Source organism: Mesorhizobium sp. P2_H9 (genome assembly GCF_056403215.1).
Window position 1 is genome coordinate 63153 of sequence record NZ_JBFUFX010000006.1, and the last position, 20491, is coordinate 83643.

The following is a 20491-nucleotide window of genomic DNA, read 5'->3' on the forward strand; positions in this document are numbered from 1 at the left end:
CTGGTTTATTAGCCGGCTTTCGTCACGCCGTTGGAAGCGGCGATCTGTTCGTGATGTCGGATCACTTCGCGGACGACGAAGTTGAGGAATTTTTCCGCGAAATCCGGGTCGAGGTGGGCATCCTTCGCCAGCTGGCGAAGGCGGGCTATCTGCTGCTGCTCGCGCGCCGGGTCGGCCGGCGGCAGACCATGTGTCGCCTTCAGCACGCCGACGGCCTTGGTGCAGCGGAAGCGCTCGGCCAGCATATGGATGAGTGCCGCGTCGATGTTGTCGATCGAGGCGCGGTAGTCGGCCAGGATGGTGCGTGCGTCGGCCATGTCCTTTTCTTCGTTCATGACGCCCTCACTTCTTCTTGCCGAGACCGGGCAGACCGCCGCCGCCGAGGCCGGGAAGACCCGGAAGCTTCATGCCACCGGGCAGACCGGGCAAGCCACCGCCGGGAAGGCCGCCAGGCAAGCCCTTCATGCCACCGAGGCCGGGCACCTGCTTCTGCAAGGCTTCGAGCTGCTTGGGGTCCATCTTCGACAAATCGGGCATGCCGCCGCCCATACCACCCATGCCGCCGGGCATCATGCCGCCAAGACCCATCTTGGAGGCGAGGCCGCCCATCATGCCGCGCATGAGGCCGCCGCCTTTGCCCTTGCCGCCCATCGCCTTCATCATGTCGGCCATGCCGCGATGCATTTTCAGAAGCTTGTTGATTTCGGCCGCATCGGTGCCGGAGCCGGCGGCGATGCGCTTCTTGCGCGAATGTTTCAGCAGGTCCGGGTTGGCGCGCTCGGCCTTGGTCATCGACGAGATGATGGCGAGCTGGCGGCCGAACATCTTGTCGTCGAGGCCGGCGGCGGCCATCTGGTCCTTCATCTTGCCCATGCCGGGCATCATGCCCATGATGCCGCCCATGCCGCCCATTTTCGACATCTGCTGAAGCTGGCCGGCGAGGTCGTTCAAATCGAACTTGCCCGACTGCATTTTCTTGGCCATCGCCGCCGCTTGTTCGGCGTCGATGTTTTCGGCGGCCTTTTCGACCAGCGAGACGATGTCGCCCATGCCGAGAATGCGGTCGGCGATGCGCTTGGGGTGGAATTCCTCCAGCCCGTCCATCTTTTCGCCGGTACCGATGAGCTTGATCGGCTTGCCGGTGACGGCGCGCATCGAAAGGGCTGCACCGCCGCGGCCGTCGCCGTCCATGCGGGTCAGCACCAGGCCGGTGATGCCGACGCGCTCGTCAAAGCTTTTCGCCAGGTTGACGGCGTCCTGGCCGGTCAGCGAATCGGCGACCAGCAGGATTTCGTGCGGGCTCGACACCTTCTTGATGTCGGCCATCTCGACCATCAGCGGCTCGTCGATATGGGTGCGGCCGGCAGTGTCGAGGATGACGATGTCATGGCCGCCGAGCTTGGCTGCCTGCACGGCGCGCTTGGCGATGTCGACCGGGTTCTGACCGGCAATGATCGGCAGCGTCGCGACCTTGATCTGTTCGCCGAGCTGGCGAAGCTGCTCTTGCGCGGCCGGACGCCGGGTGTCGAGCGAGGCCATCAGAACCTTCTTGTTCTGACGCTCGGAAAGGCGCTTGGCGATCTTGGCCGATGTCGTCGTCTTGCCCGAGCCCTGCAGGCCGACCATCATGATGACGACCGGGGCCGGCGCGTTGAGGTCGATGGCGACGCCTTCGGAGCCGAGCATGTCGACCAGCTCGTCATGGACGATCTTGACGACCATCTGTCCCGGCTTGATCGACTTGACCACGGCGGCGCCGACGGCCTTTTCGCGCACCTTGTCGGTGAAGGAACGCACCACTTCCAGCGCCACGTCGGCCTCGAGCAACGCACGGCGCACCTCGCGCAGCGCCGCCGAGACATCGGCCTCCGACAGCGCGCCGCGGCCGGTCAGGCCGTTCAGGATCGAACCAAGACGTTCCTGTAGCGATTCAAACATTCTTTTTCCTTTTCCCTGGCACCCGGATGGTGCCCGAGAGGTAATGCGTTCGCGCCAAGTGTCCAAACAAAAGAGCTTGTCCAAACAAAGCCCGGGCAAGCGCAAAGCCAAAAAGCACCCGGGGGCGCTCAGCGCTGCCGGGTGTTGGCCTCCAGGATCGATTTACAGCACTTCACCTCAAAGAGGTTTCGGCGTCCTGGTCGGCTTGCTCGGAGGGATACTCGTCGCGGATTTCGCGGGCTGTAGACAGGAAATCCGGCGAAGAGTCAAGGTCTGGGCGGGATGCGGCTCATGGCAGCACTTCGCCGTCGAGGATGCGGGCGTAAAGATCGAGATAGCCCTTCGCGGTTTTGGCGATCGGAAACCGGTCGGCGGCGGAGTCGCGGCAGCGTTGCGGGGAAAGCCCAGCAACCGCATCGAGGGCGACGGCGAAGTCCGCGTCGGTGTCGAACAGCAGCCCCGTGTCGCCATCGACGATCTCGGGCAAGGCGCCGCGCGGCGTGCTCAGCACCGGCGTCCCGCACAGCATGGCCTCGACCGGCGCCATGCCGAACGGCTCTTCCCAGGCGATCGGGTTGAGGAAGGCTTTTGCCTCACCCAGCAGACGCAGCTTTTCGTCGCCATCGACGGTGCCGTGGAAACGATAGCGTGACCCCAGGCTCTTGAAGAACACACCGTCGCGCCGGACCTGGCTGCGCGTCAGCAGTGTCCAGCGCGCGCCGCCGGCGATGTCGAGGCGGAAATGGTGTCTCCTGGCAAGGTCGACGGCACGATTGAGGTTCTTGCCGGCGCGCGCGATGCCGGCCAGAAACAGCAGGCGGTCATTCTTCGAGCTGGCCAGCCGATAGGAATCGGCGGGAAAGCCGTTGTAGACGAAGGTCTTCCGGCCGTGATTGCGCGCATGGCTGGCGCTGACGAAATTCCAGTTTTTCTGCCGCCTGGGTTCGCCCGGCAAATAGCCGTGCTCGGTGTTGAGGGTCGGAAACGGAACCTCGACGTACCAGCCGTTGAAATGGACGATGTCGGTATCCACCGGAATGGCCGCCCGGCATTGCGCTTCCGACGATACGCCGCGCACCTCGCAAAGCGGATGGCTTGAGCCGGCGCCGGCAATCAACACGACATGGTGGCCGGCGCGCACCAGCTCGGTCGTCAGCCAATCGACCTGGCGCTCAGTGCCGCCATAGCCCCTCGCAGGGAGCACACCCGAAGCGACCAGGGTGATGCGCATCAGCCTGGTCCGCCGGTGCGCGAAAAGCCGGGTTCGACCTTCAGCGGCGAGCGCGGGTGCAGCAGCAGCAGGATCGTCAACAGGCTGCTGACGATGCCGATCGTCGCGATGAGAACTGCATTCGTCGTCGTCCAGTCGGCGCCTTCGAGCGGCTTGGCGTTGAACAAAGCGAAGGAATTGTAGCTTTCCTGATGCGAAATCAGCAGGAACCCGGTCAGGTTGTTGCCAAGATGGGCGCCGAAGCCGGCGCCGAGGTTGCCGGTGATATAGACCAGAAGCGTCAAGAGCAACGCGAAGGCGGCGATCGAGGCCAGCACGCTGCCGTTGATGGCGGCGGTCGAACTCGTGCTCCAGTGCAATGCGGTGAACAGCAGCGCCGGCAGCAGCGCCCAGATGAACGGGTTCTCGAAACGGCTGGCCAGGCCTCTGAGCAGATAGCCGCGGAAAAGCGCCTCCTCGGACGATGTCTGCAGCAAGGTGAGCGCAACGATCGGGATCAGGTACAGCAGCCAGGACGACAGGCTGATTGCGCCGCGTGCGATCCCGGGCTGCAACCAATAGAGCAGGATTTCGGAAAACAGCGAGGTGATCAGCACCGCGGCCAGGCCTTTCAGGAAGCCGTTGCGCGAAACTCGGCGGCTGGCACCGATCAGCGCCGCCAGTGCCTCGCCATGGACCCAGCGCATGGCCACCCACAGGCCGAGCCAGATGCCGGCGAACGAGCTCAGCGCAACGAGAATGCCGGGGGGCGATGCCAGAAAATTCTGCACCGGCTGGATGCCGACCGAGCCGCCGGTCGAGGCCATCCAGACAACAAAGGCATAGGTGCCGCCAAACACCACGACCACGGTGACTGCCAACCAGAAGACGACGACGATCACCGTTCCGAGCAGCAGGCGCGGCAAGGTCGTCTTGTCGTTCGGCGAACGCCGGTAGCGCTCGAAGGCGGCATTGTCGATGATCACGCGGGTCCCCTTGCCGAACGCTTTCGGGTCGCATGATCTATGGGATCGGGGCCTCGCGCGCAATCATCCTCGTAGGTCTCATGCGCGCGGGCCAAAATGGGGCGGGGGCCGCCTGCGCCGGCGGCCGCCCGTTTGAGCGGTTCCGCGTCAGCGCACGACGTACATGATGCGGCGTGTCTGCGGGTCAACCAGGGCCGGCTGACCGTTCACATAGACATAGCGGTAGTTGTAGTCGGGGATTTCGCGCAGTTCGACGGTGTCAGGCAAGGTCGCGCCCGTCACCACCTCGCCATCGAGATAGACTGGGTCGAGCCGGTGGGTGCTGATATACGTGCCCACTTCAGCCGGCGGCCTGGCGATCGGATCGACCGGTTCGGCCGAGATGATGGCACCGGTATAGCTGTCGGGATAGTCACTGTCGTCGGCCGGCGCCTCGACGACCGCTATGCCGGCGTCGGCCGGACGCCGTGTCAGCACGACTGCGTTGCCGCCGAAATCGGCCGTCACATAGTCGGAATAGACCCAGCCTTGGCCATTGGCCTCGGCGATGGTGCACCATTTGCTGTTTTCGATGCAGCCATTGAGCGTTGCCGACTGGCCGGCGGCCAGCACGCCGATGACCGGATATTGCGGGCCAGGGCCGGCGCGCACGTTGAGATCGGTGACAGCAGATACCGCGGTATCGGCCAAAGCCGCGCCGGACATGGCGACGAGCGCCCCGGCGACGGCAGGAAACAGTATCCGTTTCATGGCATTCTCTCCGTTTTCGTAGTCCCTCGCGAAACGGAAACGAAGCACAGCCTTATGCGTTCCGGCTAAAATGCCTGGGCCGGCTCACGAATTATTCCCCTTTCTTTCGGCAAACCGGTCAGCAGTTCATGAACGAAAGCCAGTTTTTGCGCGGTCACGTCCGAGATGACGAACGGGTAGAGGTCGGGCAGGCCCATGCAGCGATTGATCGAGTTGGAGGCCTCCGACAGCACCAGCCAGCGGGCGAGAACATCTTCAAAGCGTTCTGGCGTGGCGGCAGGTTCGGCGGGTGCGGCCTGCGGCCTGCCGCCGGTGTCGCCTTGCGGCAGAGTGTTGGTTTCCACGGTTTCCAGCCGGCCAAGCGGAAAGTTCAGCGCATGCACCATCTCCAGCGTATCGGTGATGTGCAGATGGTGCGCCCAGGTCTCGGCCCAGTCCTCCCACGGGTGGGACGTCGCATAGGCCGAGATGTGGCCCTGTTGCCAGTCCGACGCAGCACCATTGGCATAATAGGTCTTCAGCGCCTGCTCGTAATCGGCGCGGTCATCGCCGAACAGGGCGCGGAAGGCCGCGAGCCGCTGCGGATCGTCGCGGATCAAGCGGTCCCAGTAATAGTGGCCGAGCTCGTGGCGGAAATGACCGAGCAGCGTGCGGTAGTTCTCGCCCATCTCGACCCGCCGCTTTTCGCGCTCGGCTGAATCAGCCTCGGCGACGTTGAGCGTGATCAGACCGTTGTCGTGACCGGTCAGGATGCGCTCGCCGCCGGGACCGCCGCCGATCGGATCGGCAAGCAAGTCGAAGGCAAGGCCAATTTCGTCGGCAGCGCCCTGCTTGGGCGCCACCGGCAATCCAAAGGCGAGCAGCGAATAGATGGCGCGCTTCTTGGCCGCTTCGACGCGGATCCAGCGACTGCGGTTGCCGTCGACGGAAAGATTGGGGATCAGCTGGTTCAACACGCAGGCGCGGCAAAAGGCGTGGCCCGGCTCGGCCATCCAGTTGCAGGCGCATTCGTCGGCGTTGGTGCATTGGAAGATGCCGTCGACACCCGACAGCGCAAAGCGCGCATGCTCGGGATCATACAGCACCGGGCTGGCGCAGTTCAGGCACTGGGCGTTCTCGAAATAGAGGCGGTGGCCGCAATGGGGGCAGTCGAAGAGTTTCATCTCGGCCTCAAATGGTCAGGGCAGGGATATAGTGCGCGGCCGCCCCAAACGCCTGCCATCGGCCGGCATTCCCTGCCGAAAAGCCCGATCAGCGATGCGGCAGATGGACCAATCGGGCTTCAACTTGCATTCTCGCCACAGTAATCCCTTGATCGTAGGCAAATTCCCCTGCATTGGCCAGCGCAGCGCCGGCAGACAGTGACAAGTGCACGTTTCGCTGGCAAATTCGCAACCGGGACGTGATTCAGGCAAATCAGGAGAACAGCATGGCATTTTTTGCCAAGGGTAGGATTTTTGTGGCCGCGGCGGTGGCGGTGCTTGCGCTGGCGACGGGCGCGCAAGCGGCGGCCAGCTGTGGCAAAACCGGCGCCGGCTTCGACGCCTGGAAGCCGGAGTTCGCCGCGGAGGCCAAGTCCGAAGGTGTCGGCGCCAAGGGTCTGGCCGCTCTGGCTGGCGCCAGCTACGCAACAAAGACGATCTCCGTCGACCGCGCCATCCACAAGGCGTTCAGCGGTTCGGTGGACGCTTTCATGAAGCGCCGTGGCGGGGCCTCGATCATTTCCAAAGGCCGTTCGCTGAAGAAGCAGAACGCAGCACTTTTCGAAAGGATCGAGAGCAATTACGGCGTCTCGCCGGGCGTGTTGCTGGCCATCTGGGGCATGGAGACCGGCTTCGGTTCCGCCATGGGCAACCAGAATACGGTCTCGGCCATTCTGACGCTTGCCTATGACTGCCGCCGCCCGGGGTTCTTCTACCCGCATGCCATTGCGGCGCTGAAGCTGGTCGATCGCGGCGCGCTGAGCGCCTCGTCGACCGGCGCCGCGCATGGCGAGATCGGCCATACGCAGTTCCTGCCCGGAAATGTCTTGAAGTATGGCGTCGGCAACGGAAATCTGCGCGACAAGGCGACGGCGCTGGCTTCCACCGCCAACTTCCTCAAGGCGCATGGCTGGCGGGCGGGTGCCAGCGCAAGTGCGAATATGGGCGCCATTGCCGGCTGGAATTCCGCGAGCGTCTACCAGCAGGCCATCGCCCAGATCGCCACGGCGATCGACGGCGACTGACGGATAGAAATCTCCATTCGACAAAAGAAGCCCGGCCATGTGCCGGGCTTTTTGTTGATGGTCCAGGGGCAAAAACCCCAGTCACTCCGGCCGATTCATTATCCTGGAGTGAGGCCGTCGAGCAGGAAGCCGAGGCCTTTGCGGAAAGCACCATCCCAATCGTCATCCAACAGCAGGTGGGAGCGTTCGATCGTCGGGTAGCGTTCGGTGAGAAGGCGCTGCCGCGCGGCGGCCCTGTCGTCTTCCGAGAGGTCGAAGCTCGCCCGGGTGACGGTGGCGCCCATGACATAGTTCCAGAGCGACCATATCGCGACATTCAGATCTGCGTCGGCGAAGTGATCCTGGCGGGTATTGACTTCCATTATATTAGCAAACAAAAACCCGGCGTCTCCGCCGGGTTTCCTGAGCCGTTTCAGCGTTGATGAGGTCGGCCCCGCGCTGCTGTTCGGATATCAAGCCTTGCGGTTGCGCGCGGCAAGCGTCCTCAGCCTCAGCGCGTTGAGGCGGATGAAGCCGGCAGCGTCCTTCTGGTCGTAGGCGCCACGATCGTCCTCGAAGGTGACCAGCGCGTCGGAATAGAGCGTCTTTTTCGACTTGCGGCCGTTGACCATGACGTTGCCCTTGTAGAGCTTCAGCCGCACCGTCCCTTCGACGTCTTCCTGGCTCTTGTCGATCATCGCCTGCAGCATCAGCCGCTCGGGCGCGAACCAGAAGCCGTTGTAGATCAGCTCGGCATAGCGCGGCATCAACTCGTCCTTGAGATGCGCGGCACCGCGATCGAGCGTGATCGATTCGATGGCCCGGTGTGCGGCGATCAGGATGGTGCCGCCGGGGGTCTCGTAGACGCCGCGCGACTTCATGCCGACGAAACGGTTCTCGACTAGGTCGAGCCGGCCGATGCCGTTGTCGCGGCCGAGGTCGTTGAGCGCGGCCAGCATCGTTGCCGGCGACAGTTTCTTGCCGTTGAGCGCAATCGGATCGCCCTTGAGGAATTCGATCTCGATTTCGGTGACCTTGTCCGGGGCGTCCATCGGCGAGACGGTGCGCTGGTGGACGAACTCCGGCGGCTCCACCCATGGATCCTCCAGCACCTTGCCCTCGGAGGAGGAATGCAGAAGGTTGGCGTCGACCGAGAACGGCGCGTCGCCCTTCTTGTCCTTCGGCACCGGGATCTGGTGCTGCTCGGCAAAGTTGATCAGATCGGTGCGCGACTTGAACGACCAGTCGCGCCAGGGCGCGATGACCTTGATGTCGGGGTTCAGCGCATAGGCCGACAGCTCGAAACGGACCTGGTCGTTGCCTTTGCCGGTCGCGCCGTGCGCAATCGCATCGGCGCCGGTCTCCTTGGCGATCTCGACCAGGTGCTTGGAGATCAGCGGCCGGGCGATCGAGGTGCCGAGCAGATAGGTGCCTTCATAGACGGCATTGGCGCGAAACATCGGAAAGACGAAGTCGGAGACGAATTCCTCGCGCACGTCGACGACGCGGATGTCCTTGATGCCCATCATCTCGGCCTTGCGGCGCGCCGGCTCCAGTTCGCCACCCTGGCCGAGGTCGGCGGTGAAGGTGACGACTTCGGCGCCGAGTTCGGTCTGCAGCCATTTCAGGATGATGGAGGTGTCGAGGCCGCCGGAATAGGCGAGCACGACCTTCTTGACGTCTTTTGCTTTTTGCATTTGGCGGTTCCGCGATCACGAGTTCTCGGCGGGCGAGGTATCACGGCGTTTCCGGCTAACGCAAGGGACGAACGGGCCTTCGGTCGCCGCAGCCACTGGACCAGACGCCGACGGCGTAGACGAAATAGGCGCTACAGCGAACCTTCAGGTGGCTTGCCGCCAGCTTCCGGCCCAGCGCCCGGCGCTCAGCCAGTAGAAAATGCCCCCGACCATGCCGCAGCCGACCACCGCCAACACGGCGCTGGTGTCGGTGACGTCGAAATTGGCATCGGCGGTCCGGTGGACGAAGCCGAGGAAGACCGCCGCCACCACCGCGCCAGCGAGCGCATAGAACAGCCAGTCGCGACGGCTGAGGATTTCCGAGACAATGATGACGATCGCCGCCGGCATGAAAGCGAAATAGGCGACGAACAGCGCCACGAAGGGAATTGAAAAATACAGCGATGCGGTCGCCGTCGGGTGGGCATGCTCCGGCGCGTAGCCAAGCGACGCCAGCACCATGATGTTGAGAAAGGCGCTGGCCGCCAGCGAGGCGACGACATAGCCGATCAGGATGACGGCAAAGCGGATGAGATAGGCGACGAGACGGTTCACGCCTCGCCGTGCCCCGCGATCATCATGGCTTCCAGCGCCAGCCGGTCCACTTTCCGCATGCGCTCGGAGTCCGACTTGAGCTGGCCGCAGGCGGCCAAAATATCGCGGCCGCGCGGGGTGCGGATCGGCGAGGCGTAGCCGGCATTGTTGATGTAGTCGGCAAACTTCTCGATCGTCTCCCAGTCCGAGCAYTSGTAGWWGGTGCCKGGCCASGGRTTGAACGGGATCAGRTTGATCTTGGCCGGAATGCCCTTGAGCAATTTGATCAGCCCCTTGGCGTCCTCGATGGAATCGTTSACGYCCTTSAGCATSACATATTCGAAGGTGATGCGSYKGGCGTTSGACAGGCCGGGATAGKCGCGGCAGGCCGCGATCAGCTCCTTCAGCGGATACTTCTTGTTGATCGGCACCAGGAGGTCGCGCAGATCGTCATTGGTTGCATGCAGCGAAATCGCCAGCATGACGCCGATCTCCTCGCCGGTGCGGAAGATTTCGGGCACGACGCCGGAGGTCGACAGGGTGATGCGGCGCTTGGACAGTGACAGGCCGTCGCCGTCGGAAGCGATCAGCAGCGCCTTCTTGACGGCTTCAAAATTGTAGAGCGGCTCGCCCATGCCCATCATGACGATGTTGGACACCTTGCGGCCCTCGGCCGGCACGATGGCGCCGTCGGGCGTGTCGCGGTCGGGGAAATCGCCGAGCCGGTCGCGGGCGGTCAGAAGCTGGGCGAGGATTTCCTCCGCCGTCAGATTGCGCACCAGCTTCTGCGTGCCGGTGTGGCAGAACGAGCAGGTCAGCGTGCAGCCGACCTGCGATGAGATGCAGAGCGTGCCGCGGCCTTCCTCGGGAATATAGACGGTCTCGATCTCGACCGGACGGCCGGCGCCGCGTGGCGGAAAGCGGAACAGCCATTTGCGGGTGCCGTCGGCGGAAATCTGCTCCTCGACGATTTCCGGCCTGGCGACGGTAAAATGCTTGTCCAGCTCGGCGCGAAGATCCTTGGAGATGTTGAACATGCCGGCAAAGTCGGAAACGCCGCGCACATACATCCAGTGCCACAGCTGCTGGGCGCGCATCTTGGCCTGGCGCTCCGGCACGATGCCTGATGCAACGAGGGCCTCGCCAAGCTCGGCCCGGGTCAGGCCGATCAGCGACGGCTTCTCGGGCGCGGCGCGGGCGCGCAACGCGTCACGAGCGCCCTCAATGGTGAGATCGAATGAAAGGGTCATGGTGGCACTTGATATAAGCGGTTTGCGGCCGATTTCAGCATCGTGCCGGAATTGAAGCGCGGCGCATAGCACAGGTTGGGGGCAGAGTCATGCGCGGGGAATGCAGCGGCTGATAGCTCGCTACGGCCATCTGGCACCCTGCCCAGTCCTCGCGCTGCAAATGGACCGATCACATAGTCGTGTGTTTGCGTAACGATTCCCATCGCGCCTTCGAAGTCCGAAGGGGGCAACTATGCCCCTACAAAATGGGAGTATGCAGAATGAACTCTATCAAGCTCGCCGTCATTGCCGGCCTCGTCGGCCTTTCCGCCTCGCCGGCATTTGCCGAAGACGCGATGGGCACGATGACCATGATGAAGGGTGGAGAAGTGATGGCGATCATGCCGGACGGGCATATGGGCACCATGATGCCGGATGCAAAGATGGGCGCCGAGATGATGAAGATGGCAAAGCCGATCAAGCACTGCATGATGATGATGACCGACGCCAAGGGCAAAGCCTTCATGATCGATACGTCGACCAAGAAAGCCCAGGCCGAATGTGAAAAAATGGCCATGTAAGACTGAACCGCCGGCACGCACGCCGGCCTGAAAAAGCAAAAAGGCCGGGCTTTGCGGCCCGGCCTGTCATTGCAAAACGAAGTTGCCTAGTTACAAGCCTTGCCTACTTGCACTTGGCGATCGACGTCAGCGCCGCTGAAATGCCTTTCAACGAGAAGACGTAGGAGGTGGGGTTGCCGCGACCGGACTTGGCCGACACCTTCATGTCGGTGCCGGTCTTCATCGCGGCGATCAGCACCGGCTCCTCGGCGGCATTCTCCACCCAAGCCGACTTGCCGCGCGTGAACATCGAGAAGGACTTCTTGTCGATGGTGACGGTGGCCTTGGAGCCCTCCTGGAATTTGTAGCCGGCAATGAATTGCGGCTCGTAGGACACCTGCTGTCCCGGTCGCTGGCTGACGAAGAAGAACATGTCGCCATGGTCGAGCGTCGGCGGCTGCTTGTCGGTCGGCACGGTCAGCACGTAGCAGACCTTGCCGCCGGAAGCCTGGTAGCTGTAGGTGCCCCAGGCATTGTGCTGGCCGGTCTTGGTCGCGGTCTGCGCCAGCGCCGGCGCTGTCAAGGCCACCAGGACCAGGCTCGAAACTGTAGCAATCAATCCGCGCATCGTTTTTCCCGTATTCCAACTGGTGCGGCGGCAGGCCGGTCTGGCGTCCTGCCCGTCGCTTCATTTTGATTTAATCTGGGTTACCAAACGGTGAATTTCCCTCGCGAAAAGGACATTCACCCCGGGAAACCACCGCCATTTCCCCGCCGCCTGCCGAAAAGCGACCGTCAGAATGTCCCTGGCGCGACTTGGAGGCCACGAAAGCGGCAAGAGTTTGACTTTTCAACTGGACTGCCGGCTCAGCTCTTGTCGGCAATCGCCCGCTTGGCGGCGAGGCGGTGCGCCGGCGTGATGTGGGCGCTGACGGCGGTGATCGCGGCGGTCAGCACAGCGATATCGTCGGTGAAACCAAGCCCGAAGACGAAGTCGGGGATGACATCGACCGGCAGCACGAAATAGCCGAGCGCCGCCAGCAAAATGCCCTTGGCGCGCACCGGCGTCTTCTTGTCCATGGCGCAGTAGTAGGCGGCAACCACCTCTTCCATGAACGGGATCTGGCGGGCCGCCTTCTTGGCCGTGCGCCAGAATTTCTCGCGCACTTCGCCTTCATCGCTGCCGCCAAAGCCGAAGAAATCAAAACCGGGTTGTTGCGCCATCAGTCTCTCCTTGCGGGCTCAAGCGCATCGTTGCGTTGGCGCCTGCGAGGGAAAATGTGGTGAAAGCCAAGGTCCGCTACAAGAGTCTAGTCGATCCCTGATCCCAAAATCGAACGGAACGTTGCCGGAACCGGACGGTGCAGATGATGCCGGGGGTAACTCCTTGGCGGCAGCTCTCTTTGGAGATTGGCCGAAACGCCCCTCCCTTCGTCATCCACGGGCGAAGCAAGGAGCGAAGCGACGCGGCGCAGACCCGAGGATCCATGCCGTTGCTTTCGAGCTCCGCGACGGTACAGAATTCAGCACCGTTGCACCCTTTGCCCAAGGTCGCGGCATGGATCCTAGGGTCTTCGCGACGGAGCTTCGCTCCTGCTTCGCCCTAGGATGACGAAGCGAGGCTACTTGCGCTCCTGCCCTCAGCCGACATATCTGTTCATCTTCTTCGCCAGTTCGATGTCGAGCGCGGTGACGCCGCCGGCGTCGTGGGTGTTCAGCGTCACGTCCACGGTCTTGTAGACGTTCGACCAGTCGGGGTGATGATCCATCTTCTCCGCCGCCAAAGCGACGCGGGTCATGAAGGCGAAGGCCTCGGAAAAATTCTTGAAGGTGAAGGTGCGCTTGATCGAGGCGCCATCCGCGGCCAACGTCCAGCCACCGAGTTCGGCCAGCGCCGCAGTGATGGCTTCCTTGCCCAGTTTCTCTCTCGTCATATCAGCTTCCTGTGCTATCTCGAAAAATGACCTTCACCATAATGCATGTCGCCCAAAAGTGTGTCGCGGTTTTGGGATAACGACATGCAGCAAGACAAAATGCCGGATCGATGAGCGCGAAGCCCATAAAATCCATTCTCTTCGTCTGCCTCGGCAACATCTGCCGTTCGCCATTGGCCGAAGGCACCTTTCGCGCGGTGCTGGCCGAGCGCGGGCAACATCAGGATATCCTGCTCGATTCAGCCGCAACCAGCGGCTGGGAGGTTGGCTCTGCTCCGGATCCGCGCTCGATCTCGATCGCCGCGCGGCACGGCATCGACATTTCCAGTCAGAGAGCGCGCAAGGTGACGCCGGACGACTTTTCCCGTTTCGACCTGATTTTGGGCATGGACCGGTCGAACGTCCGGGACCTGAAAGCGCTGGCGCCGGCCGCCCTGCGCGACCGGGTGCATCTGTTCCTGGAGTTCGCCGAGGGAAAGGCGGGCGACGTGCCGGATCCCTATTATGACGGCGCCGACGCGTTCGCTTTGGTCTACCGCATGATCCGCGACGCGTCGGAGATGCTGTCGACGCGGCTCGCGACACGGGCATCGGTGCCCGACAGCGGCCAGGCCTCCTCGACGATGTAGGGTCCGCCGCCGACCGAATCGCGCGACGACATCAGGACGAAGCGGCCGACACGGAACGCCAGTGTCGAAAAATTGCCGCGTGCCGACAGGTACTGGGCAACGTCGAGCGGGCTCGAATTGCGCAGGCGCGCCAGCGTCACATGCGGGGTGAATTTGCGCGGGTCGGCGGGGAGGCCGAGCCGCTGGCAGATGCGGTCGATCTCGCCCTGCAGGGCGGAAAGATCGGGCGAAGCTGAAACGCCGGCCCACACCGCATGCGGCTTCTTCTGGCCGAAAGCGCCGACACCCGACAATGTCAGCGAGAAGGAGGGGCGGTGGATTCGGTCGAGCGCATTGGCGATCTCGTCGGCGACATGGCCCTCGACATCGCCGATGAAGCGCAGCGTCATGTGGTAGTTCTCAACGTCGATCCAGCGGGCTCCGGGCAGGCCGCCCCGGAGCAGGGACAGCGAAAGAGCGGCGTCACGCGGTATTTCGAGGGCGGTGAAAAGACGCGGCATGGAGAGCCTCCCTTCCTCGAATCGAACTATGCCCCTAGCGAATCATCGATATTGAAACTCGGCAAGTGGTTTGTTGGTCGCAGGCTCGTCGGACAAGCTTCCCCAACGGCATGCCGCGGGAATAACTCACTTCAGGGATTGCCTTGCACCGCGGCAATTGCCTTTTCCACGGTCGGCAGGATGCGTTCGACCATCTGGTCGACACCCCGGGCGTTTGGGTGCAGTCCGTCTTCGAGCTGCAAAGCGGCTTTGCCGGCAACGCCGTCGAGAAAGAACGGATAGAGCGGCACGTCGTATTTCGCAGCCAGTTTTGGATAGATTGTGTCGAAAGCGTTCTGGTAATCGGCACCGAGATTGGGGGCAGCACGCATGCCGGCCAGCAGCACGGCAATCTTACGCTGTTTCAGCTTGGCCAGCATCTCGTCCAGGTTCTTTTCGGGAATGTCGGGTGAAACGCCGCGCAGCATATCGTTGGCGCCAAGCTCGAGGATGACAAGATTTGCGCCGTCCGGCACCGACCAGTCGAGCCGAGCCAGGCCACCGCTCGACGTATCGCCGGAAACCCCGGCATTGGCGACGCTCACATCAAGACCTCTGGCGCGAAGGGCTGCCTGCAATTTGTCGGTAAACCCTTCGCCGGGGCCGAGGCTGAAGCCCGCCATCAGGCTGTCGCCGAAGCCGACGATCTTGAACGTCTCGGCGTGCGCCAATGAGACGGCACTGCTGAGGCCAAGAAAAAGCATGAAGCCTGCGGCAAAGATGCGTTTGAAAGACATGCGGCAGGCCCCATATGACCAAGGATTCTTCCGGCCCGACAAGCAGAGCCTTCATCCTCCCATATAGGACGCTTTCATTTTGACAGAAGCCGTCATCGCGCTGAAAGACGTATCGCTGACACTCGGCGAAGGCGCGTCTTCCGTCCATGTGCTGAAGAGCGTCAGCCTCGATGTCGCCGAGGGTGAGGCGACCGGCATCGTCGGTCCCTCGGGGTCCGGCAAGTCGACGTTGCTGATGGTCCTGGCCGGGCTGGAAAGGGTCGATTCGGGTACGGTACGGATCGCCGGCGAGCTGTTGAACGGCAAAAGCGAGGACCAGATTGCTTCGTTTCGGGGGCGAAACATTGGTATCGTCTTCCAGTCCTTCCACCTCATCCCCAACATGACGGCGCTCGAAAATGTCGCGGTGCCGCTGGAACTGGCCGGCCATGCCGATCCGTTCGGGGTGGCGGCGCGGGAGTTGGGAGCCGTAGGCCTCAGCGATCGCGTCACCCATTATCCGGGCGAATTGTCCGGCGGCGAACAGCAGCGCGTGGCCATTGCCCGGGCGCTGGCGCCCTCGCCGCGCCTTTTGATTGCCGATGAGCCGACCGGCAATCTTGACCAGGCCACGGGGCGGCAGGTTGCCGATCTTCTGTTCGCCAAGGCGGCCGAGCGCGGCATGACCCTGGTGCTGGTCACCCATGATCCGTCGCTGGCGGCGCGCTGCTCGCGCCAGGTTTCGATGCGCTCGGGACGGATCGAGGCGCCAGCACCGGTCAAGGTGCCGGCCTGATGCCGCTGTCGCGCACGCTGAAACTGGCTTTCCGCTTCTCGCTGCGCGAGATGCGCGGCGGGCTGTCCGGCTTCATGATCTTCCTTGCCTGCATCGCGCTTGGCGTCGCAGCGATCGGCGGCGTCAATTCGGTGGCGCAGGCGATTACATCAGGCGTCGCCAACCAGGGCCAGACCCTGCTCGGCGGCGATCTGCGTTTCCAGATCAACCAGCGCGATACAAGCCAGGCCGAGCGCAGCTTCCTCGATAGGCTGGGCACGGTTTCGCGCAGCGCCAACATGCGCTCAATGGCGAGGCTCGAAGACGGTTCCGACCAGTCGCTGGTCGAGGCCAAGGCGGTTGACGAGGCTTACCCGCTCTATGGCGCGTTGGTGACCGCGCCGGCGCTGTCGAAACAGGATCTGTTTGGTGAGAAATCCGGCGTGTTCGGCGCCGCCGCACCGGACCTTCTATTCGATCGGCTCAATGTGAAGATCGGCGACCGGCTGAAGCTCGGCAGCGCCACATTCGAGCTGCGCGCCAGGCTGGTCAGCGAGCCGGACGCCGTATCCGACGGTTTCGGCTTTGCGCCGCGGCTGATGGTGTCGACTGAGGGGCTGGCCGCCTCCGGGCTGATCCAGCCTGGTAGCCTGGTCGAGAATGCCTACAAGATCCGCCTGCCCGCCGGGGCCAGCGAGGCCGATATCAAAGGCATTCAGGAGCAGGCGGCAAAGGACTTTCCAGAAGCCGGCTGGTCGATCCGCTCGCGCTCCAATGCGGCACCGGCGCTGTCTTCGAATATCGAGCGCTTCTCGCAGTTCCTGACGCTGGTCGGGCTGACGGCGCTGGTCGTCGGCGGGGTCGGCGTCGCCAACGCGGTGCGCGCCTATCTCGACGGCAAGCGAGCCGTCATCGCCACCTTCAAGAGCCTGGGAGCCTCCGGCGGCTTCGTCTTTACCGTCTATCTCGTCCAGATCCTGATGATCGCCGGGCTCGGCGTCGTGCTCGGCCTCGTGCTTGGCGCGCTGATGCCGTTTGCGGCCAGTGCTGCCCTGCAGTCGGTCATTCCGGTGCCGGCCGAGGGCGGCTTCTATCCCGGCGCGCTCGCCATGGCGGCGCTGTTCGGCCTCTTGGTGACGCTGGCCTTTGCGCTTCTGCCGCTCGGCCGCGCCCGCGACGTGCCGGCAACTGCACTGTTTCGCGAAATGGGGTTTGAGGGTCGCGGCTTTCCGCGCCCGCCCTATGTCGGCGCGGCAATCGGCATTGCGCTGCTGCTGGCGGCGCTGGCCATTCTGTTTTCCGGCGACCGCCGTATCGCCTCGATCTTCGTCGGCGCCACTATTTTTGCTTTTCTTGTGCTGCGCCTGGTTGGTGGGCTGGTGCAATGGGCGGCGAAAAAGAGCCCGCGCGTCCGCTCCGTGGCGCTCCGGCTGGCGATCGGCAACATCCATCGGCCGGGCGCGCTGACCCCATCGGTGGTGCTGTCGCTGGGGCTCGGGCTGACGCTGCTGGTGACGCTGGCGCTGATCGACGGCAATCTGCGGCGGCAGATTTCCGGCAGCCTGCCGGAACGTGCGCCGAACTTTTTCTTCGTCGACATCCAGAGCAATGATGTCGATGCGTTCTCGACGCTGATCGGCAGCCAAGCGCCACAAGGCACGCTGCTCAAGGTGCCGATGCTGCGCGGCCGGGTGATGGCGCTGAACGGCGTCGATGTCGGCAAGGTCAACGTTCCGTCGGAAGGCGCCTGGGTGCTGCGCGGCGATCGCGGCCTGACCTATGAGGCGAAACAGCCCGCTAACGCGACACTCACCGAAGGCACGTGGTGGCCGGACAATTATGCCGGCGAGCCGCTGGTTTCGTTCTCGGCCGAAGAGGGCAGAGAGATCGGGCTGAAGCTCGGCGACACCATCACCGTCAATGTGCTGGGCCGCAATGTGACGGCCAGGATCGCCAACTTCCGTCAGGTCGAGTGGGAGACGATGGGCATCAACTTCGTCATGGTGTTCTCGCCCAACACTTTTGCCGGGGCACCGCATGGCTGGCTGGCGACGCTGACCGAGAAGAACACTTCTACGGCCGACGATGCCCGCCTGCTCAACGCCGTCACCCGCGCCTTCCCTGCGGTGACGACGGTCCGGGTCAAGGACGCGCTCGACATCGTCAACCGGCTGGTGGCGCAACTCGGCACGGCGATCCGGGCGGCGGCCGGCGTGGCGCTGTTTGCCTCGGTGCTGGTGCTGGCCGGCGCGCTTGCCGCCGGCAATCGGGCCCGCATCCATGACGCGGTGGTGCTGAAGACGCTGGGCGCGACACGGAAAACGCTGATTGCGGCCTTCTCGCTGGAATACATGCTGATCGGGCTTGCCACCGCCATCTTCGCGCTGGTTGCGGGCGGGGTTGCGGCGTGGTTCGTCGTCGCGCGCATCATGACGCTGCCGTCGCATTTCATGCCCGAAGTGGCAGTCGCCACAATCGTCTTTGCGCTGGTGATCACGGTCGGCATCGGCCTTGCCGGCACATGGCGGGTGCTGGGGCACAAGGCGGCCCCGGTGCTGCGGAATCTCTAGTCTGGGCGACCCGCTTTTGGTTAAATTTTGTTAATGTTGCGGGTCTGAAAGCCGCCAAACCGGGTCTGCAATGTTTCACAAAGCATTACATCCGGTTACGGCCTTGTTCTTGAGGCAAAGAACCATCATATTTCGCCATAGGCATGCTGGAGCCCCGCCAGCGGCGCCTGGGTCCAAATGGGCCTGACACCGGACGGGGCAGAAGCAATAGAGGACTCTCATGGCTGAACCCCTTCGCAACTACCAGACGCGCGCCGTGCCCGGCGCCCGCGTTGACGCAGGCATCGACCAGGGCCTGCGCGCCTACATGATCAAGGTCTACAATCTGATGGGGCTTGGCCTCCTCATCACCGGCCTTGCTGCCTGGGGCGCTTTCCAGCTCGCCGTCACGGGTGATGGCCAGCTTACCGCTTTCGGCGCGCTCATCTACACAAGCGCTTTCCGCTGGGTCGTCATTCTGGCCCCGCTGGCTGCCGTGTTCTTCCTGTCGTTCAGAATCCAGTCGATGAGCGTTGCCGCGGCGCAGACGACCTTCTGGGTCTATTCGGCCCTGGTTGGCCTGTCGCTGTCGACCATCTTCCTGGTCTACACCGGCGCCAGCATCACCCAGACCTTCTTCGCCACGGCGGCCGCCTTCGGCGCGCTGTCGCTCTACGGCTACACGACCAGGCGCGACCTGACCGCCTTCGGCTCGTTCCTGATCATGGGCGTGGTCGGACTGATGATCGCGATGGTGATCAACATCTTCCTGCAGTCGTCGGCGCTCGGCTTTGCCGTCTCGGCGCTCGGTGTGCTGATCTTCGCAGGCCTCACCGCCTATGACACGCAGAGCATCAAGGAAATGTATTACGATGGTGACGCCACGGATGTCGCCGGCCGCAAGGCGATCATGGGCGCTCTGAGGCTCTACCTCGACTTCATCAACCTGTTCATGTTCCTGCTGCAGTTCATGGGCGACCGCCGCTAATCAGCAGCGCTGGACCATCGAGTTCAAGAAGGGCGGCCCAACGGCCGCCCTTTTCTTTTGCGCCGGCCTTTGCTGTAATAGCGGGCAGATGGATCACTTGCATAAATTATGAGCAGCATCACGATACGCGCCGCAATTGCCGCCGACCTTGACCGGATCACGGAAATCTATGCCGACGCGGTGACTCATGGCACGGCGAGCTACGAGCTGGAGCCACCGAGCCGTGCCGAAATGGGCACGCGATTCGACAGTCTGATGGGGGGCGGCTTTCCCTATCTGGTGGCGGAGAAGGACGGCACGGTGCTCGGCTACGCCTATGCCGGCGCCTTCCGGCCGCGCCCGGCTTATCGCTTCATCGTCGAGGATTCCGTCTATGTCGCGCCCGATGCCAAGGGACAGGGCGTCGGGCTCAAGCTGATGCAAGCGCTGATAGAGGCAGCCCGAGCGGCGGGCTTTCGCCAGATCGTCGCCGTCATCGGCGACGGCCACGCGGACAGTGCCTCGGTGCGGCTGCACGAAAAGCTCGGCTTTCGCCATTCGGGGCGCCTGGAAGGCTCCGGCTACAAGCACGAGCGCTGGCTGGACACCGTGTTCATGCAGCTGTCGTTGAATGGCGGGGCGCAGGTGCCGCCCGATCCCGAATCGCTGCCAGAGCGGGAGTTTCGTCAGCAGAAATAAGGGTTTAGGCTTCGACCAGCTTCAGCGTGCGGTCGAAGACGCCAAGCACACGGCCAAGCTCCTGGCCGCGCTTGAGGATGCGGCCGCCGGCGGCGATGACGGCGAAGGCGCCTTGCCGGCGCGCCAGCTGCGGGTCCTTGACGATCTGGAATAACGGCACCTCGCTGGTGCGGCGGAACACCGAAAAAACGGCGCGGTCGGCAAGCTGGTCGATGGCGTAGTCGCGCCATTCATTGGCGGCGACCATGCGTCCGTAAAGTCTGAGTATCTGGTCCAGCTCGCGCCGGTCGAAGCGAACCGGCTGGTCGAGGCGTTCGCGTCTTGCCTCATGCAACGGGATCAATATTGCGGATGCGTCCCCATCCTCCGCCCCACTGCCGCGATCGGTCATGCGTCGATCCTTCAAAATGAATCTTGCCAGCCAAAGTTGGCGTGTTCGTCGCCGAATTGCAAGACCCGGCTAAGCATCCCGCAACCGCGCTGTTTTCGTCACGTCCAGTCACTTTTGTGAAACGCGTTGATGGAATTGGTGAT

The 20491-nt window shown here is 63.2% G+C and carries 22 protein-coding genes and 1 pseudogene; 7 read left to right on the forward strand and 16 right to left on the reverse strand.

Annotated elements, in window-relative coordinates; all coding sequences use genetic code 11:
- Positions 1-8 precede the first annotated feature (8 nt).
- From AC1DXN_RS12610 to AC1DXN_RS12635, 6 genes are all read right to left on the reverse strand, one after another.
- Positions 9-335 (reverse strand): chorismate mutase, encoded by a 327-nt coding sequence (locus AC1DXN_RS12610; protein ID WP_095083976.1) that lies wholly within the window; start codon positions 333-335, stop codon positions 9-11.
- 7 nt (positions 336-342) lie between these two features.
- Positions 343-1938 (reverse strand): signal recognition particle protein, encoded by a 1596-nt coding sequence (ffh, locus tag AC1DXN_RS12615; RefSeq protein WP_477270251.1) that lies wholly within the window; start codon positions 1936-1938, stop codon positions 343-345.
- A 289-nt stretch (positions 1939-2227) separates the two neighbouring features.
- A complete protein-coding gene (locus AC1DXN_RS12620) occupies positions 2228-3169 on the reverse strand; it encodes a glycosyltransferase (RefSeq protein ID WP_477270253.1) in 942 nt (313 codons plus the stop codon).
- Positions 3169-4134, reverse strand: a complete 966-nt coding sequence (locus tag AC1DXN_RS12625) for a lysostaphin resistance A-like protein (protein WP_477270255.1) — start codon at positions 4132-4134, stop codon at positions 3169-3171. Before AC1DXN_RS12625 ends, AC1DXN_RS12620 begins: the two co-directional genes overlap by 1 nt.
- A 147-nt stretch (positions 4135-4281) precedes the next feature.
- On the reverse strand, positions 4282-4884 hold the full coding sequence (locus AC1DXN_RS12630; protein ID WP_477249558.1) for a DUF1236 domain-containing protein: 603 nt from the start codon (positions 4882-4884) through the stop codon (positions 4282-4284).
- A 65-nt stretch (positions 4885-4949) separates the two neighbouring features.
- Positions 4950-6047: a zinc-binding metallopeptidase family protein gene (locus AC1DXN_RS12635; protein ID WP_477270257.1), complete on the reverse strand. Its 1098-nt coding sequence runs from the start codon at positions 6045-6047 to the stop codon at positions 4950-4952.
- 266 nt (positions 6048-6313) lie between these two features.
- Between AC1DXN_RS12635 and AC1DXN_RS12640 the strand changes: the two genes are divergently transcribed.
- Complete coding sequence (locus tag AC1DXN_RS12640) at positions 6314-7111, forward strand: lytic murein transglycosylase (RefSeq protein ID WP_477270259.1); 798 nt, start codon at positions 6314-6316, stop codon at positions 7109-7111.
- A 98-nt stretch (positions 7112-7209) separates the two neighbouring features.
- Here the strand turns inward: AC1DXN_RS12640 and AC1DXN_RS12645 are convergent.
- The 4 genes and pseudogenes from AC1DXN_RS12645 to rlmN all read right to left on the reverse strand — a co-directional run.
- Positions 7210-7443, reverse strand: a pseudogene (locus tag AC1DXN_RS12645) (TetR family transcriptional regulator); the annotation flags it as partial.
- A 120-nt stretch (positions 7444-7563) separates the two neighbouring features.
- Entirely contained in the window at positions 7564-8787 is a 1224-nt protein-coding gene (locus tag AC1DXN_RS12650) for an argininosuccinate synthase (protein WP_477249547.1), read from the reverse strand.
- 144 nt (positions 8788-8931) lie between these two features.
- Positions 8932-9381 (reverse strand): hypothetical protein, encoded by a 450-nt coding sequence (locus AC1DXN_RS12655; RefSeq protein WP_477270261.1) that lies wholly within the window; start codon positions 9379-9381, stop codon positions 8932-8934.
- Positions 9378-10610, reverse strand: coding sequence for a dual-specificity RNA methyltransferase RlmN (rlmN, locus tag AC1DXN_RS12660; protein ID WP_477421560.1), 1233 nt, complete (start codon positions 10608-10610; stop codon positions 9378-9380). The genes AC1DXN_RS12655 and rlmN overlap by 4 nt, the downstream gene beginning before the upstream one ends.
- 260 nt (positions 10611-10870) lie before the next feature.
- Here rlmN and AC1DXN_RS12665 point away from each other — a divergent pair, with 260 nt between their 5' ends.
- Positions 10871-11170 (forward strand): hypothetical protein, encoded by a 300-nt coding sequence (locus AC1DXN_RS12665; protein WP_477249544.1) that lies wholly within the window; start codon positions 10871-10873, stop codon positions 11168-11170.
- Between the two features lie 103 nt (positions 11171-11273).
- Here AC1DXN_RS12665 and AC1DXN_RS12670 read toward each other — a convergent pair whose 3' ends face one another.
- The 3 genes from AC1DXN_RS12670 to AC1DXN_RS12680 all read right to left on the reverse strand — a co-directional run bounded on the left by AC1DXN_RS12670 (position 11274) and on the right by AC1DXN_RS12680 (position 13083).
- Complete coding sequence (locus tag AC1DXN_RS12670) at positions 11274-11777, reverse strand: invasion associated locus B family protein (RefSeq protein WP_477249542.1); 504 nt, start codon at positions 11775-11777, stop codon at positions 11274-11276.
- Positions 11778-12016: 239 nt separating this feature from the next.
- A complete protein-coding gene (locus tag AC1DXN_RS12675; RefSeq protein ID WP_477249540.1) occupies positions 12017-12373 on the reverse strand; it encodes a YkvA family protein in 357 nt (118 codons plus the stop codon).
- Positions 12374-12789: 416 nt separating this feature from the next.
- A complete protein-coding gene (locus tag AC1DXN_RS12680) occupies positions 12790-13083 on the reverse strand; it encodes a 4a-hydroxytetrahydrobiopterin dehydratase (RefSeq protein WP_477270265.1) in 294 nt (97 codons plus the stop codon).
- A gap of 110 nt (positions 13084-13193) precedes the next feature.
- On the opposite strand from AC1DXN_RS12680, the gene AC1DXN_RS12685 reads away from it, so the two are divergent.
- Positions 13194-13712 carry a low molecular weight protein-tyrosine-phosphatase gene (locus tag AC1DXN_RS12685; RefSeq protein WP_477270267.1) on the forward strand — a complete coding sequence of 173 codons (519 nt, stop codon included), beginning with the start codon at positions 13194-13196 and terminating at the stop codon, positions 13710-13712.
- Here AC1DXN_RS12685 and thpR read toward each other — a convergent pair.
- Together thpR and AC1DXN_RS12695 are read right to left on the reverse strand one after the other, a co-directional pair.
- Positions 13616-14212 carry an RNA 2',3'-cyclic phosphodiesterase gene (gene thpR, locus AC1DXN_RS12690; RefSeq protein WP_477270269.1) on the reverse strand — a complete coding sequence of 199 codons (597 nt, stop codon included), beginning with the start codon at positions 14210-14212 and terminating at the stop codon, positions 13616-13618. The genes AC1DXN_RS12685 and thpR overlap by 97 nt on opposite strands.
- A gap of 131 nt (positions 14213-14343) precedes the next feature.
- Entirely contained in the window at positions 14344-14988 is a 645-nt protein-coding gene (locus AC1DXN_RS12695; protein WP_477270271.1) for an arylesterase, read from the reverse strand.
- Positions 14989-15067: 79 nt separating this feature from the next.
- Here AC1DXN_RS12695 and AC1DXN_RS12700 point away from each other — a divergent pair, with 79 nt between their 5' ends.
- From AC1DXN_RS12700 to AC1DXN_RS12715, 4 genes are all read left to right on the forward strand, one after another.
- Complete coding sequence (locus AC1DXN_RS12700) at positions 15068-15763, forward strand: ABC transporter ATP-binding protein (RefSeq protein ID WP_477270273.1); 696 nt, start codon at positions 15068-15070, stop codon at positions 15761-15763.
- On the forward strand, positions 15763-18312 hold the full coding sequence (locus AC1DXN_RS12705) for an ABC transporter permease (protein WP_477270275.1): 2550 nt from the start codon (positions 15763-15765) through the stop codon (positions 18310-18312). The genes AC1DXN_RS12700 and AC1DXN_RS12705 overlap by 1 nt, the downstream gene beginning before the upstream one ends.
- Before the next feature lie 220 nt (positions 18313-18532).
- Positions 18533-19279 carry a Bax inhibitor-1/YccA family protein gene (locus tag AC1DXN_RS12710; protein WP_477249530.1) on the forward strand — a complete coding sequence of 249 codons (747 nt, stop codon included), beginning with the start codon at positions 18533-18535 and terminating at the stop codon, positions 19277-19279.
- 108 nt (positions 19280-19387) lie between these two features.
- Positions 19388-19957: an N-acetyltransferase family protein gene (locus AC1DXN_RS12715; RefSeq protein WP_477270277.1), complete on the forward strand. Its 570-nt coding sequence runs from the start codon at positions 19388-19390 to the stop codon at positions 19955-19957.
- Between the two features lie 4 nt (positions 19958-19961).
- Here the strand turns inward: AC1DXN_RS12715 and AC1DXN_RS12720 are convergent, their stop codons facing one another.
- A complete protein-coding gene (locus AC1DXN_RS12720) occupies positions 19962-20348 on the reverse strand; it encodes a DUF2794 domain-containing protein (protein WP_477249527.1) in 387 nt (128 codons plus the stop codon).
- Positions 20349-20491 lie beyond the last annotated feature (143 nt).